Raw genomic sequence first — 13622 nt, 5'->3', positions numbered from 1 at the left:
GGACATCCTTCGCACCTTCCCTCCGCCGGTATGATCCGGTTCAGGTTCAACGGGTCCGCTTTCGCATCTCAGCCCGGCGGAAAGACCGCTGGGCACCCCGAGGTAGGCCAAAGGATAAGCAACGCACCGGCGGGCGCAAGGGGAATCGCACAGGCGATCATGCCCGGCGTCTCACCGGATCTGAAAGACCGGGATCATGAGTATTTTTGCCAAGATGAATGGGCAATCGCAGCATTGTGGCTTTCATCTTGGTCTTAAATACTCAAATTCCGCCCGCGGCAAAGCGGAGTTTCACTCTGTTGGCCTTAATGCCGCCAGCCCCTCGCGATAGGTTGGAAAGAGCAGTTTGACCCCAAGTTCGTCTTTGATCCGGTCGTTCCGCACGCGCTTTGATTCGGAATAAAAGCTGCGCGCCATTGGTGTCATCTCAGCCTGATCAAAGGGGATTTCGGGCGGGTCTGGCAGGCCAAGCAAAGCGGCGGCGTGCGACAGCACGTCTTCTGGCGGGGCGGGTTCGTTATCGCAGACATTATAGGCCGCGCCGGGATTTGGCCGGACCATAGAGGCCGCCAGAACCTGTGCAATGTCATCGACATGGGTGCGGCTGAAGAACTGGCCCGGCTTGATGATCCGCCGCGCGCTTCCATCGCGCACTTTTTCAAACGGGCCGCGACCGGGGCCATAAATCCCCGCCAGCCGGAAGATATGAACTGGCAGGCCAGTGTTTGCCCATTGGGTTTCGGCCAGCACCCGATGAGCGCCGCGCGGGCTGGCAGGGGCCAGGGCGGTCGCTTCATCTACCCAAGCCCCCTGATGGTCGCCGTATACCCCGGTTGTCGACAGATATCCGACCCAATCCACCTGCGCCTGCGCGATCTGTGGCGCGGCCGCAAGAAACGGGTCACCCGCCGCATCCGGTGCAGCTGATGCCAGGATATGTGTCGCCCGCGCCAAAGCGGGGCCAATATCCCCAGGCCACAGCAAAGGCTCTATGCCCTTTGCCCGTAGATGCGCGGACTTGTCCGGGTTGCGTGTTGTGCCGATAACAGACCAGCCTTGCGGGATCAGCAGGCGGGCAAGGGCATCGGCGCTGTAGCCATGGCCAAGGGAAAGCAGGGTTTTCATACCCCCACTATGCCGCGCCTGTTCGCGGCTGCAAGCCACTTGATTGCCCGCGCGCCGCCCGTCATGCTGTTACCATGACCGATCTGAACGCCGCCTTTGCCCTGAACGGCCCTGAAGATTGCGCCCGGCTGTATGCCGCATGGGCTGCGAGCTATGACGCAGAGTTTGCGGCTGAGATGGATTACCGACTGCCGGCCCATGTGGCGGCGGCGTTCCTTGCGCATGGGGGATCTGGCCCTGTGTTGGATGTCGGCGCGGGCACCGGGCTTTTGGCCGGGCATTTGCGAAATATGGGGTTCGCCGGTGCGATTGATGCAGTCGATCTTTCGGTGGATATGCTGGATAGCGCGCGGGCAAAGGGTTTGTATCGCCACCTGCATCGCGCCGATATCACACGCCCGCTGGCACTGACCGGGCCCTATTCCGGGGTTGTATCCTCTGGTACGTTTACCCATGGGCACGTTGGCCCCGAAGCGATTGTTCAGCTTGAAAGGCAGGCGGCCAGAGGCGCCTTGTTTGCCGTGTCGATCAATGAAGGGGTTTACCGTTCCATGGGGTTTGATGCGGCTTTGTCCGAGCGGCCCGGTGTTACCTTCCTTGATGTGCAGATCTATGGCCCTGCGGCCGCAGCAAAAGATCCTGACCACGCCGCGCAGCGGGGGCTGATCGCCATTTGGCGGCACGGTGTGCATGACGGCGCAGCGGGGTAGTCCGCTGCGCCGGGCGCATCATTCCTGCGCTTCCTGACAGTCAATCGCCGCGCCCAGCGCAGCCAGACTGTCAGTCAGGTCAATTGACATGATCTCACCTGCTTCGGTCGACAAGGTCAGGGTTTGCTTGGTCGCCACATCCATCAGAAAGTCAGCGCTGTCGAATTCGATATCCACACCAGGCAGTCCGTCGATGTGAATGCCCCTGCCTTCACCTTCGTAAACGACGCCATCAACTTTCATGGAAATCGGATACATCACATCGTCTTCGACGCCTTCCCAGCCATCGTTAAGTGCAAGGATGTAGCCATAGCCGCTGTCCGGGGCAAAGCCGACGCGCACGTCAGAGCCGTCTTCAAAGACAGCATTGATCAGGCAGCCATTGCCAACCGTGGGGTCAACCAGAATGTCCCAGACGCCGACGGAGTCGTAGGTTACGAGTTCCTGCGCACCAACAGAAAGTGAAGAAGCCAACAAGACGGCAGTCGCCGCCACAGACATGCAAGCAGTTTTCAATTCGATCCCCTTAGGATGCCGCAGGCCGCGTCATGCGCCTGTCGGACTGTGCCTCAGTATCAGGTCAGTAAAACCTTTCAATCGGGTTGCAGCATATAGCCCTCGCCGCGCACGGTTTGCAGGTAGCGCGGCTGCTTTGGGTCATCTTCAATCTTGCGGCGCAGGCGGGTGATCTGCACATCTACCGCGCGTTCCTGTGCGGCATCGTCGCGGCCCAGATCGGCCACCAGCCGTTCACGGCTGATCGCATGGCCGGGGGTGGCCGAAAACAGCCGCATCAGTGCGGACTCGGTTGCGGTAAGCCGCACTGGGTCTGGTCCACGCCACAATTCGCCACGGTCCATGTCATAGCGCACGGGGCCAAGGTGCAGCACCTTTGGCACAGATTCGGCGCGCACCACCGGGACGCGGCGCAGTATGGCGTTGATGCGCAGCAAGAGTTCCTTTGGCTCGAATGGCTTGCCAAGGTAATCATCGGCCCCCGCCTCGAACCCTTCGATCCGGCTGGCGGTTTCGCCCTTGGCGGTCAGCAGCAGAATGGGTGTCTGCATACGCTGGCGCAATTCGCGGGTCAGGCTGATGCCATCTTCGCCCGGCATCATCACATCCAGCACGATCATGTCAAATTCCAAGCCCGCAAGCAGACGCCGGGCCTGCGCACCATCGCGCGCCACAGTCACCAGAAAGCCGTTGCGGATCAGGAATTTCTGCAAAAGACCCCGGATGCGTTCGTCATCATCGACGACCAGCAAATGTGCGTCGGTTTGTGTCATACGCCGCTCTCCTTCAGCCCTTGATATTGCCGACGCAATTCCGGGTCCATCATCGCCTCCAGCACTTGCCGGAACCCGGCGACGGCTTGTGGCCCTGCCGCGCGGTAAGCCGCCCGCATACGCGCGCGCTGAGCGTCTGACAAGGCACGCTCCAGCTCTTGTCCCTTGGGTGTCAGGTGCAAGTGCCGTTCGCGCTTGTCGCGTCGCCCGACCCGCGCTTCGACCAGACCCTGTTCGATCAGCGCCCGCAACACCCTGTTCAGCGATTGCTTGGTCACGCCCAGAATGGTCAGCAAATTGGATACCGTTGTTCCGGGGCTGCGATGAATGAAATGGATCGCCCTGTGATGGGCGCGGCCATAGTCCATTCCTTCAAGAATGCGATCAGGGTCGGCGGTAAAGCCGCGATAGGCAAAGAACATCGCCTCTATGCCTTTGCGCAACTGCTCGTCGGTCAGAAACAGCAGGCTTTCGCCGCTGGGGGTCGGATCTGCCATCGGGTGCCTCCCTAGTCTTGACGGCGAAGTTACGTCAGCCTTGTTGACTTTCCAAGAACCAACTGCTAGCCCGCCAAGGGTTTTGCGCAAGATTGTGTCCGCTTCGGACGTATTGCGCGCAACATTATGAAATTGGGGGCATCATGGCAGGCTATGACGATCGTGACGGATTCATCTGGATGGATGGTAAAATGGTGGATTGGCGCGACGCCAATGTTCATGTGCTGACCCATGCCATGCACTATGCCTCTGCCGTGTTCGAGGGTGAGCGCTGCTATAACGGCAAGATCTTCAAAAGCCGCGAACATTCGGAACGCCTGCGTAAGTCGGGTGAGTTTCTGGACATGGAGCTGCCGTGGTCGGTTGATGAGATCGAGGCTGCCAAGGAAGCGGTGCTGGAGGCCAACAACCTGACCGACGCCTATGTGCGCGCCCTGGCATGGCGCGGTGCAGGTGAGGATATGGGCGTTGCCGCCAAGCGCAACCCTATCCGCATGGCGATCGCGGTCTGGTCCTGGGGCAACTATTATGGCGACGCGAAGTTCAAGGGCGCGAAGCTGGACATCGCCAAGTGGAAGCGCCCGTCACCTGACACCATTCCGCACGCCGCCAAGGCAGCGGGCCTGTATATGATCTGCACCATGTCGAAACACGCGGCCGAGGCAAAGGGCTGTTCCGATGCGATGATGTTCGACTATCGCGGCTATGTGGCCGAAGCGACCGGGGCCAATATCTTCTTCGTCAAGGATGGTGAAGTGCATACCCCGATTCCGGATGCGATCCTGAACGGTATCACCCGTCAGACCGTGATCGGGATGCTGAAGGACATGGGCATCACGGTGGTGGAGCGCCGGATTGAGGCGTCAGAACTGGAGACCTTCCAGCAGTGCTTCCTGACTGGAACGGCTGCTGAGGTGACTCCGGTCGGGCAAATCGGGGACTATAATTTCGAGGTTGGCGCCCTGTGCAAGCAGGTCTCGCTTGATTACGAAAAGCTGGTCCGCGCCTGATTCTGCAACGGGCCGATCATCGGCAGTGACCGAACTCTTCGCTGCGGTGACCCGCAGCGAAGAAAGCTGTAAGGCTTGATGAGCGCCGTGTCAGGCCAGTCGCCCGCGCGCGATGCGCAGGAATTGCTTGAGACGCGTTGGACTTACAGGAGCGTGGCTGGTGTGAAACGCGTCACGCTTGCTGCGGGCCAGCCGCAGGAAATGCGCGGTCCGGCTTCCGGTGCTGGGCGCGCGGGTGTCGGCCAGATGGCGTCCCTTTGGGTCACGGTGCATGCTGTCCTCCATAAATGGTTCGGGGGTACAGGATACCCCAAAACTGCCAGAACACCAAATGCCACGACAGTTACCGACGGATTGTTCAGCTGGCGGCAGGTGCATTGATCGCGCCTTGCTTCAAAGCCGCGTTGCCGCCCAGCGTGCGGCATCGGCCACTGTGGCATCGGGGTCTTCAGACAGCGCCTGCGCCACCTGTCGCAAGCCCGGATCACCCGAATTTCCAACTGCATACAGCACATTGCGCACAAACCGATTTCGGCCGATACGTTTGATCGGACTGCCGGAAAACCGCGTGCGAAAGGCTGCGTCATCCAGCGTGACCAGCTCGGCCAAAGGCGGCGCACCATGGCGGGCCTCATAGCCGATGTCGCGCGCCGCGACTGCAAATTTGTTCCACGGGCAGACCGCAAGACAATCATCGCAGCCATAAATCCGGTTGCCCATCAGCCCGCGCAAATCCTCATCCACAGGTCCGGAATGCTCGATGGTCAGGTAAGAAATGCAGCGCCGCGCATCCAACTGGTAGGGCGCGGGAAAGGCCCCGGTCGGGCAAATGTCCAGACAGGCGGTGCACGACCCGCAATGGCTGATCTCTGCCGCGTCTGTTGGCAAATCCAGCGTGGTGAATATCGCACCAAGGAAAAACCAGTTGCCCAGATCGCGGCTTAGCACATTGGTATGCTTGCCCTGCCAGCCCAAGCCAGCCGCTTGTGCCAGCGGCTTTTCCATCACCGGGGCGGTATCGACAAAAACCTTGATCTCGCACGGGGTCTGGTCGATCAACCAGCGCCCTAGCCGTTTCAGCCGCTTCTTGACCAGATCGTGGTAATCCTTGCCCTGCGCATAGGCGGAAATCACCCCGTGATCGCGCTTTTGCAGCAGGGGCAGGGGGTTTTCTTTTGGCGCATAGCTTTCGGCCAGCATGATGACCGACCGCGCCTCTGGCCATAGCGCAGATGGATCGCCACGCCACGCCATTCGCTCGGCCATCCAGCCCATTTGACCATGCCGCCCCTCGGCCACAAACTCTGCCAGCCGGGCGGAGGCTTGTGGAATGGCGTCAGGCGCGGTGATGCGCATGGCCGAAAACCCTTCCTTGAGGGCGCGGGCGAGCAAAAGGGACTTCAGCGCATCGGTCATATGGCATCATACCGTTTCACCGGTCGGGGGGCCATGCCCTTCCCCACGATGTGGGAAAGGGCTGCTGTGCTGTCAGGCTGTTTTGGGTGCGATCAGTGGACCACTGCCTCTGTTGGACGGATGCGGCGACTGGCGCTGACCCGATCCCCGATGATGAGACCATCCGGCCCGGCACCCACCACGACAGTTGCACCGTCCAGCACGTCGCCCGACAGGATCATCTCGGCCAGCGGGTCTTGCAGGTGGCGTTGGATCACCCGCTTGAGAGGCCGCGCGCCAAACACCGGGTCATAGCCTTCGTCGGCCAGCCATGCGCGGGCGGCATCGTCCAGTTCCAGTGTGATCTTGCGACCGGCCAGCCGTCTTTCCAGCCGCTTCATCTGGATCAGCACGATCCCCGCCATATCGACGCGGTTCAGCCTGTCAAAGATGATCTGTTCGTCCAGACGGTTCAGGAATTCGGGGCGGAAGTGCTGGCGCACCGCTTCCATCACCTCGGCCCGCGCCGCGCCCTGATCCGCCCCTTCGGGCAGTTCCGACAAGGCACGCGCCCCAAGGTTGCTGGTGAGGATGATCAGCGTTTGCTTGAAGTCTACCGTCCGGCCCTGGCCATCGGTCAGCACGCCATCGTCCAGCACCTGCAACAGCACGTTGAACACGTCTGGGTGCGCCTTTTCCACTTCGTCAAACAGCACCACCTGATAGGGGCGACGGCGCACGGCTTCGGTCAGGACCCCGCCCTCGTCATAGCCGACATAGCCCGGAGGCGCGCCGATCAGACGGGCAACCGAGTGCTTTTCCATGAATTCGGACATATCGATGCGGACCATGGCCGAGTCGTCGTCGAACAGATATTCCGCCACGGCCTTTGTCAGTTCGGTTTTGCCCACGCCCGTTGGCCCAAGGAACAGGAAGCTGCCCAAGGGCCGCCCCTCGTCATTCAGCCCCGCCCGCGCGCGGCGCACTGCATTGGCAACGGCCACAAGTGCCGCCTGTTGACCGACCACGCGTTTGCCAAGCTCTTCCTCCATCCGCAGCAGCTTTTCACGCTCGCCTTCCAGCATTTTGGCCACTGGAATTCCGGTCCAGCGTTCGACCACCTCGGCGATCTGTTCGGGGCGCACGGCCTCGGACACCAGCGCATCGCCTTCGTGTGCTTCGGCTTCGGCCAATGATTTCTCAAGGCCCGGAATGCGGCCATATTGCAGCTCTCCGGCCTTGGCGAAGTCGCCGTCGCGCTTGGCCTGCTCCAACTCGGCCCTTGAGCGGTCAAGCTGTTCCTTCAACTCGCGCGCGGCCTCAAGTGAATCGCGCTCGGACTGCCATTTGGCGGTCATGCTGTCTGATTGCTCCTTGAGGTCGGCGAGTTCCTTTTCCAGCCGCTCCAGCCGGTCGCGGCTGGCGGCATCGTCTTCTTTCTTCAACGCCTCGGATTCGATCTGCAATTGCAGGATCTGGCGATCCAGTTGGTCCAGCTCTTCGGGCTTTGAATCGACCTCCATCCGCAAACGGCTGGCGGCTTCGTCCATCAGGTCGATGGCCTTGTCGGGCAGGAAACGGTCGGTGATATAGCGGTGCGACAGCGTTGCCGCCGCCACCAAGGCGCTGTCGGAAATGCGGACCCCGTGGTGAAGTTCATACTTTTCCTTGATCCCACGCAGAATGCTGATGGTATCTTCAACCGTGGGTTCGTTCACCATTACCGGCTGGAACCGGCGGGCAAGGGCCGCGTCTTTCTCTACATACTTGCGGTACTCATCCAGCGTGGTGGCACCGACGCAGTGCAATTCCCCCCGCGCAAGTGCGGGCTTGATCAGGTTGGCTGCATCCATTGCGCCATCGGATTTGCCAGCACCGACCAGCGTGTGCATCTCGTCGATGAACAGGATGATCTCGCCTTCGGCTGCCGTCACCTCGTTCAGCACAGCTTTCAGGCGCTCTTCAAATTCACCGCGATATTTTGCGCCTGCAATCAGAGCGCCCATGTCCAGCGCCATCAGCTTCTTGTTGCGAAGGGATTCGGGCACATCACCGTCGATGATGCGCAACGCCAGACCTTCGGCAATCGCGGTTTTACCGACGCCGGGTTCACCGATCAGAACCGGGTTGTTTTTGGTGCGGCGTGACAGAACCTGCATTGTGCGGCGGATTTCTTCGTCCCGCCCGATAATGGGGTCGATCTTGCCCTCGGACGCCGCCTCGGTCAGATCGCGGGCGTATTTCTTAAGCGCATCATAGCCTTGCTCGGCGCTTGCCGTATCTGCAGTGCGGCCTTTGCGGATATCGTTGATCGCGGCATTCAGCTTTTGCGGGGTGACGGCCCCGGCATCAAGGCAGGCTTTCGCAGCACCTGGCACCATGGCAAAGGCCATCAGGATGCGTTCAACCGGCACAAAGCTGTCGCCCGCCTTTTTCGCCAGCTTTTCCGCCTCGTCCAGCACCTTTACCAAGGACGCATCGGTAAAAGGCTGTGCATCGCCCGACACGCGCGGCAGTTTTTTCAGCGCGGCATCTACGGCATCGATCACGCGGGCAGGTTCCCCCCCGGCGCGGCCGATCAGGTTGGCGGCCATGCCCTGATCGTCGTCCATGATCGCTTTGAGCAGGTGTTCCGCCGTCAGGCGTTGATGGCTTTCCCGCATTGCAATCGTTTGCGCGGCTTGCAGGAACCCACGCGACCGTTCCGTGAACTTTTCCAGGTTCATCGGTCATTCTCCTTTGCTAGCGCCGCCCGCCCGCGCCCTCAGAAGGCACGCGGACCCCGGCCTCAGATCAAACATGGGATGGCGCGGGGCTTGATGCAAGATTGCAACAACGGCTTGGTGCAAAATCATCAGGAGTGCCGGTCGAATCGTGTGGCAAAGGGTGAGGTCAATGCCGCTGAAGGCAGATTCGGCCGTGGGCAGAGCAATTCCGCCGATCCACATGGGCCGTATCGGCGGGAACCGGTCGCGCTTTGGTTGTGATGCGCGCGGCGGGTTGCGGTATGCGGCCTGCCTGTCGACAACGGTGTCAAAGAACGGGCGGACGGATGAGCAGCCGGATCGCCTCTGCCGCGAAAGGGCCGTCATGCACGATATGTTGCAACCACTCATCCACAAGGCCGCCGTGCGTGATATTGTGGTTCACGTTGCGCGCACAGGGCTGTCAATCGGCGATGAGGCAGAGCTGCACACGCTGCCCGATGGGCGTGTCGGTGTGTTCGCACGTCTGACCCGGCGTTTTCTGGGTCTGATCCCGCGTCAGGTTACACTGTTGATTGGGGTGCTTGGCCCGCATGCCAGCGCCCTGATCGCGCCTGCGGTCGAGCGGGGGGAGTTGTTGCGCGTCCGTATCGTTGGATTGACGCCCGAGCACCTAACCTCTCCCGGTATGGGGCCAGAGGTTCATGTCTCGGTCTGGGGCGATCCGCGCCATATCGCGGTTTGGTCAAATGACGGCACCGTTTCGACCCCACCTCCACTGAAATCGGAGGGCCCGGCGCTTTAGCCCGGCATGGCATAGCGAACATAGGCAAACGCGCCGCCATCAGGCGCCCAGTTGGGCACGTTCATCGTGCCCTGACCACCGTTGATCTCGACCAGTCTTTGCCGATTGCTGCCGTCCGGGTTCATCCGGCAGATCGCCACAGGCAGATCAGCCGGATGTCCAATCGTTGCTGGTGGGTAAGCAAGGTAGATGACATGCCGCCCGCAGGGAGACGGATGCGGGAACCAGTTGACGCAATCATCGGCAAACAGCTTGCGCTGGCCTGACCCATCCGCGCCCATCACCCAGATCTGTGCGTGACCGTCACGGTCGCAGTTGTAATAAATCAGCGTGCCGTCGGGGCTGTAATCTGGGCCGTCGCAATGCCCTTCGCCCATGGTCAGCCGGGTTTCCGTCCCGCCCGCAAAGGGCAGGGTGTAGACGTCAATCACCCTGCTGCCGCCGCGTGCCGCGACATAGGCCATTGTGGTGCCATCGGGCGACCAGCCGTGCCACCAGCTTGGCGCTGGCACACAGACCCTGCGCGGCGTGCCGCCCCCGGCGGGCAGCAGGTAAATCTCGGACCCTGTTCCGCGATGATGGCTGGAGATCACCCAAGTCTTGCCATCGGGCGAGATGCCGTGGTCGTTGTTCAACCGCCCCACACCATCAAGATCAATCGTCTGCAAGGCGGGCGCATCCAGCGGCACACGGAACAAGCCGCCTTCGCCATTTACCAAAAGGTAGCGGCCATCAGGTGACCAGTTCGGCGCTTCGATATGGCGGTCGGTCTGCAACAGCACGCGGGCTGTGCCGCGCGCGATATCCCAGACCTCGAGCGAGGATCTCATTCGCGGCCCTTGGGTTTCAGAAGTCTGGCCGGGCGCATCGATTCTGCCGCCTTGAACAGGCCGAAGGTCTGGTTGACGTAATTCACCACGCCGCTGATCTTTTCCATATAGGCCATCAGATCAGGTGTCTTTTCCGCCTCGACCACCTGCACCGCGCGGCTGGGATCGTCGCCTTCGAACTGGCAATAGAACAACGGCTCGCCACGCTTCAGGATGATATCCTTTTCCGGCTCGTGCCATTCAAAGGCCCACATCAACGGGCGCGGCCAGACATTCAGCGGGTAACGCCCACCAAAGATGGTGCCGGGCAGTGGGTCTTTGCGGTAATGTGCGAAGGTGCCAAGCTGGGTGATGTAACACATTTCGTCGGCGATAAACGTATAGGGCAGCATCAACTGCACCGTGGGCCGGTCGGGGTAGCGCCATTCGGCCTCGTTCACCAGCGTCAGCAGGTCACCCAGCTTGTTGCCACGCACCGGGCTGGCGGTGCCAAGGCGGTTGACCAGAACCGGCTTGCCTTTGTCGTCGCGCTTGAACCCGATGTGGATGTCGAACGGGCATTTCACCATGAAATACCGGCTTTCCATCTGGATCACCGCTGGGCAGCGGCTGGCACTTTTGGCATGGGTCTTGTTGGTCTGGCGAAAGATGATGCGCTCGGGCGCGTCATACATCACCGCCCCTTTATCAGAGACAAGAAACCAACCCACCGTCAGAGGGCCTGACTTTGGACCCTCATCCGGGCGGTCGAATGTTACTGTGAAATCCATCTCTGCCTTGCCCCGCATTTGTCTTTTGCCAAAGACTCGGTGTTTCGGGGGCTTGCGTCAAGCCATGCCTTACCGCGTGAGGATGTCGGCCAGCGCCGCGCGCAAATCACGCAGCCGCACGCCATCGGTGCGACGACCCACCCGCGCCGCAAAACCGAAATCGACGACGCGCCCGGATGCCAGCACCGGCACAGAACACGAGGCGTGGACGTCGCGCAGCGGCAGTCCCCGGAACGGGGCCAGCGTTTCGGCGGTGATGCCCGCACCAGGCATAATGGTGATACGACCCCGTGCCTGCTCCATCAGGCTTGCAAGACGGTCCGCCCCTTCGGCGGCCGTGCGCTCGCCGCCGCTGGTCAGCACCCGGTGGAAGCCAAGCTCGATGGCCTGCTCCAGTGCCTGAGAAAAATCTGGTACCAGATCGAAGCACCGGTTCAGCGTCAGCCCCATGTTGGAGGCCCTTGCGATCAAGAGACCTAGCACGTCACTGTCAAGCCGCCCGTCCGGCTGGCTTGCCCCCAGAACCACGCCCTGCATTCCGGCCCGGTAGGCTGCCTCGATATCGGTTTCCATCAGTGAGATTTCATCCGGCGACCAGACGAAATGTCCGGGGCGGGGGCGGATCATCGCGTAGATGGGCACGCCTGCCCCGGCGGCACGCTGCATCATCCCGACAGATGGCGTCAGGCCACCGATATCCAGAGCCGAACACAGCTCAATCCGTCCGGCCCCACAGCGGATCGCCTCGGCCAGACCTTCGGTGGTATCCACACAGACTTCGACCAGAACACTCATTGATCAAACTCCTCCTTTCCTGCTTCGGCTGCGCCGATCAGCCCCGGCTCGGGTTGGCACAGCGCTGGCACCACCAGTGGCGCGTCGGTGCGGCGCAAGATCATGCCGCGCAACCGGTCATCCAGCCGCGTCAGCAAGGGCCGCACATTCGACAGCCCACCGCCGACCGGCACGATTGACGCACCGACCACGTTCATCACCAAAGCCAGCGGCGGTGCGATCAGGTCAAGCCATAATGCCACGGTTTCGTCCGCCTGCGTCTCGCCCGCTTGCCAGTCGGACAAGATGGCCGTGGAGGGCAGCGCTTGCCCATGCAGCTCGTGGTGCAGCTTTTCCAGCCCCCGTGCGCCACAGACCGCATCGACACAACCGCGCAGACCGCAGCCACAGGGCAGGTTCCATGGGGCGGCCACCACCGGCCCGTGCCCCCATTCCCCGGTATAGCCGCCAGCGCCTTGCACCAGCCGCCCGTCGACCACCAGACCACCGCCAACCCCGGTGCCCAGAATGATGCCGAACACCGTGCGATGCCCCCGCCCGGCGCCCTGACGCTGCTCGGCCAAGGCAAAGCAATCGGCATCGTTCAGCACCAGAACCGGCAGGCGTAGGGCTGCGGACAGCTCATCGGCCAAGGCCCGGCCATCGGCGCATGGGATGTTTGCCACTTTGATCCTGCCACTGTCCGGCGCGACCACTCCGGCGACAGAGATTGCCACACCGCGCAGTGACAGACCTGTCGCGAATTGCGCCAGCGCTGCCTGAAAGGCACCAAAATCGCTGCCCGGCGTCGGGCAATCACCCAGCGGAGTCAGGCGATCCGTATCGGCCACAGCCGCCTTGATCCGCGATCCACCGATGTCAAAGCACAGGATCACCGCGTTCCCCCATTTCCGTCTGGCTATGGCTTGACACCACTTGCCGAGCACCGCAAGACGCTTGGCACCCAGAAAAAGGAGGCTTCCATGTCTGACGACCGCCTGATCGTGGCACTAGATGTGCCCAATGTGGTGCAGGGGCTGGAGCTTGCAGGGCGGATCGGCAAGGCCGCCAGCTTTTACAAGATTGGCCTTGGCATGCTGACTGGGGGTGGTTTTGCGTTGGCCAATGAGCTGAAGCAAGAGCATGGCAAGCGCATCTTTCTGGATATGAAGCTGTTTGATATCGGCGCGACGGTTGAAGCCGCTGTGCGCGGCATCGCGCAATATGACCTCGATTTCCTGACCGTTCACGGCGACCCGCAAGTGGTGCGCGCGGCACAAGAGGGCAAGGGCGGCACCGGGCTGAAAATACTGGCGGTGACCATTCTTACCTCGCTGGATCGGCGCGATCTGGACGATAACTGCATCAAGCCGGGCGATATTCACGAAATCACGCTGGAACGTGCCGCGCGTGCGCTTGCCGCCGGGGCCGATGGCGTGATCGCCAGCCCGCAAGAGGCAGCGATGATCCGCGCCCTGCCCGAAGCTGTGGGCAAGCTGATTGTTACCCCCGGCATTCGGCCCGCAGGCAGTGCCAGCGGCGACCAGAAGCGCATTGCGACGCCAGCGCAGGCCATTGCGGATGGGGCTGACCACATCGTTGTGGGCCGCCCGATCTGGCAGGCCAAAGACCCGGCGGACGCTGCCCGCACTGTGGTGGAGGAACTGCGGTCCGTGCAGGCACAGGCGAATCCGCCCGCATAAACGGCTTCA

The 13622-nt window shown here is 61.6% G+C and carries 15 protein-coding genes and 1 riboswitch; of the genes, 4 read left to right on the top strand and 11 right to left on the bottom strand.

The features are described 5' to 3' along the window. A riboswitch (TPP riboswitch) is annotated at positions 1–110 on the bottom strand. Positions 111–291: 181 nt separating this feature from the next. Next, positions 292–1125, bottom strand: coding sequence for an SDR family oxidoreductase (locus Q8K08_RS20470; protein ID WP_305251572.1), 834 nt, complete (start codon positions 1123–1125; stop codon positions 292–294). Positions 1126–1199: 74 nt separating this feature from the next. On the opposite strand from Q8K08_RS20470, the gene Q8K08_RS20465 reads away from it, so the two are divergent. Next, positions 1200–1835, top strand: a complete 636-nt coding sequence (locus tag Q8K08_RS20465; RefSeq protein ID WP_304798095.1) for a class I SAM-dependent methyltransferase — start codon at positions 1200–1202, stop codon at positions 1833–1835. 18 nt (positions 1836–1853) lie between these two features. Here Q8K08_RS20465 and Q8K08_RS20460 read toward each other — a convergent pair whose 3' ends face one another. The 3 genes from Q8K08_RS20460 to Q8K08_RS20450 all read right to left on the bottom strand — a co-directional run bounded on the left by Q8K08_RS20460 (position 1854) and on the right by Q8K08_RS20450 (position 3621). Continuing rightward, positions 1854–2336, bottom strand: coding sequence for a hypothetical protein (locus tag Q8K08_RS20460; RefSeq protein WP_305251571.1), 483 nt, complete (start codon positions 2334–2336; stop codon positions 1854–1856). A 92-nt stretch (positions 2337–2428) separates the two neighbouring features. Continuing rightward, positions 2429–3124 (bottom strand): response regulator, encoded by a 696-nt coding sequence (locus Q8K08_RS20455; RefSeq protein ID WP_304798091.1) that lies wholly within the window; start codon positions 3122–3124, stop codon positions 2429–2431. Beyond that, a complete protein-coding gene (locus tag Q8K08_RS20450) occupies positions 3121–3621 on the bottom strand; it encodes a MarR family winged helix-turn-helix transcriptional regulator (RefSeq protein ID WP_304798089.1) in 501 nt (166 codons plus the stop codon). The genes Q8K08_RS20455 and Q8K08_RS20450 overlap by 4 nt, the downstream gene beginning before the upstream one ends. Positions 3622–3764: 143 nt before the next feature. Here Q8K08_RS20450 and Q8K08_RS20445 point away from each other — a divergent pair, with 143 nt between their 5' ends. Further along, positions 3765–4631, top strand: a complete 867-nt coding sequence (locus Q8K08_RS20445) for a branched-chain amino acid aminotransferase (RefSeq protein WP_304798087.1) — start codon at positions 3765–3767, stop codon at positions 4629–4631. Positions 4632–4721: 90 nt separating this feature from the next. Here Q8K08_RS20445 and Q8K08_RS20440 read toward each other — a convergent pair whose 3' ends face one another. The 3 genes from Q8K08_RS20440 to clpB form a co-directional block, all read right to left on the bottom strand. After that, entirely contained in the window at positions 4722–4904 is a 183-nt protein-coding gene (locus Q8K08_RS20440; RefSeq protein ID WP_304798085.1) for a hypothetical protein, read from the bottom strand. Between the two features lie 120 nt (positions 4905–5024). Then, positions 5025–6047: a tRNA epoxyqueuosine(34) reductase QueG gene (gene queG / locus Q8K08_RS20435; RefSeq protein ID WP_305251570.1), complete on the bottom strand. Its 1023-nt coding sequence runs from the start codon at positions 6045–6047 to the stop codon at positions 5025–5027. 92 nt (positions 6048–6139) lie between these two features. Beyond that, a complete protein-coding gene (gene clpB, locus Q8K08_RS20430) occupies positions 6140–8752 on the bottom strand; it encodes an ATP-dependent chaperone ClpB (RefSeq protein ID WP_305251569.1) in 2613 nt (870 codons plus the stop codon). A 169-nt stretch (positions 8753–8921) separates the two neighbouring features. Between clpB and Q8K08_RS20425 the strand changes: the two genes are divergently transcribed. Continuing rightward, on the top strand, positions 8922–9536 hold the full coding sequence (locus Q8K08_RS20425; RefSeq protein ID WP_304798078.1) for a hypothetical protein: 615 nt from the start codon (positions 8922–8924) through the stop codon (positions 9534–9536). Here the strand turns inward: Q8K08_RS20425 and Q8K08_RS20420 are convergent. The 4 genes from Q8K08_RS20420 to Q8K08_RS20405 are packed head-to-tail and all read right to left on the bottom strand — an operon-like array spanning position 9533 to position 12806. Then, complete coding sequence (locus tag Q8K08_RS20420) at positions 9533–10366, bottom strand: hypothetical protein (protein ID WP_305251568.1); 834 nt, start codon at positions 10364–10366, stop codon at positions 9533–9535. The genes Q8K08_RS20425 and Q8K08_RS20420 overlap by 4 nt on opposite strands. Beyond that, positions 10363–11154 carry a hypothetical protein gene (locus tag Q8K08_RS20415; protein ID WP_370870571.1) on the bottom strand — a complete coding sequence of 264 codons (792 nt, stop codon included), beginning with the start codon at positions 11152–11154 and terminating at the stop codon, positions 10363–10365. Before Q8K08_RS20415 ends, Q8K08_RS20420 begins: the two co-directional genes overlap by 4 nt. A 51-nt stretch (positions 11155–11205) precedes the next feature. Further along, on the bottom strand, positions 11206–11931 hold the full coding sequence (locus Q8K08_RS20410; protein ID WP_304798072.1) for a copper homeostasis protein CutC: 726 nt from the start codon (positions 11929–11931) through the stop codon (positions 11206–11208). Continuing rightward, positions 11928–12806, bottom strand: a complete 879-nt coding sequence (locus Q8K08_RS20405) for an ROK family protein (RefSeq protein ID WP_305251567.1) — start codon at positions 12804–12806, stop codon at positions 11928–11930. The genes Q8K08_RS20410 and Q8K08_RS20405 overlap by 4 nt, the downstream gene beginning before the upstream one ends. Positions 12807–12893: 87 nt before the next feature. On the opposite strand from Q8K08_RS20405, the gene pyrF reads away from it, so the two are divergent. Continuing rightward, positions 12894–13613 (top strand): orotidine-5'-phosphate decarboxylase, encoded by a 720-nt coding sequence (pyrF, locus tag Q8K08_RS20400; RefSeq protein ID WP_304798069.1) that lies wholly within the window; start codon positions 12894–12896, stop codon positions 13611–13613. Positions 13614–13622: the final 9 nt, after the last annotated feature.

This window comes from Pseudotabrizicola sp., assembly GCF_030684215.1.
In the GTDB taxonomy this organism is placed as follows: domain Bacteria; phylum Pseudomonadota; class Alphaproteobacteria; order Rhodobacterales; family Rhodobacteraceae; genus Pseudotabrizicola.
Note: the sequence above shows the minus strand (reverse complement) of the source record. Positions and strands in the feature narration are given on the sequence as shown.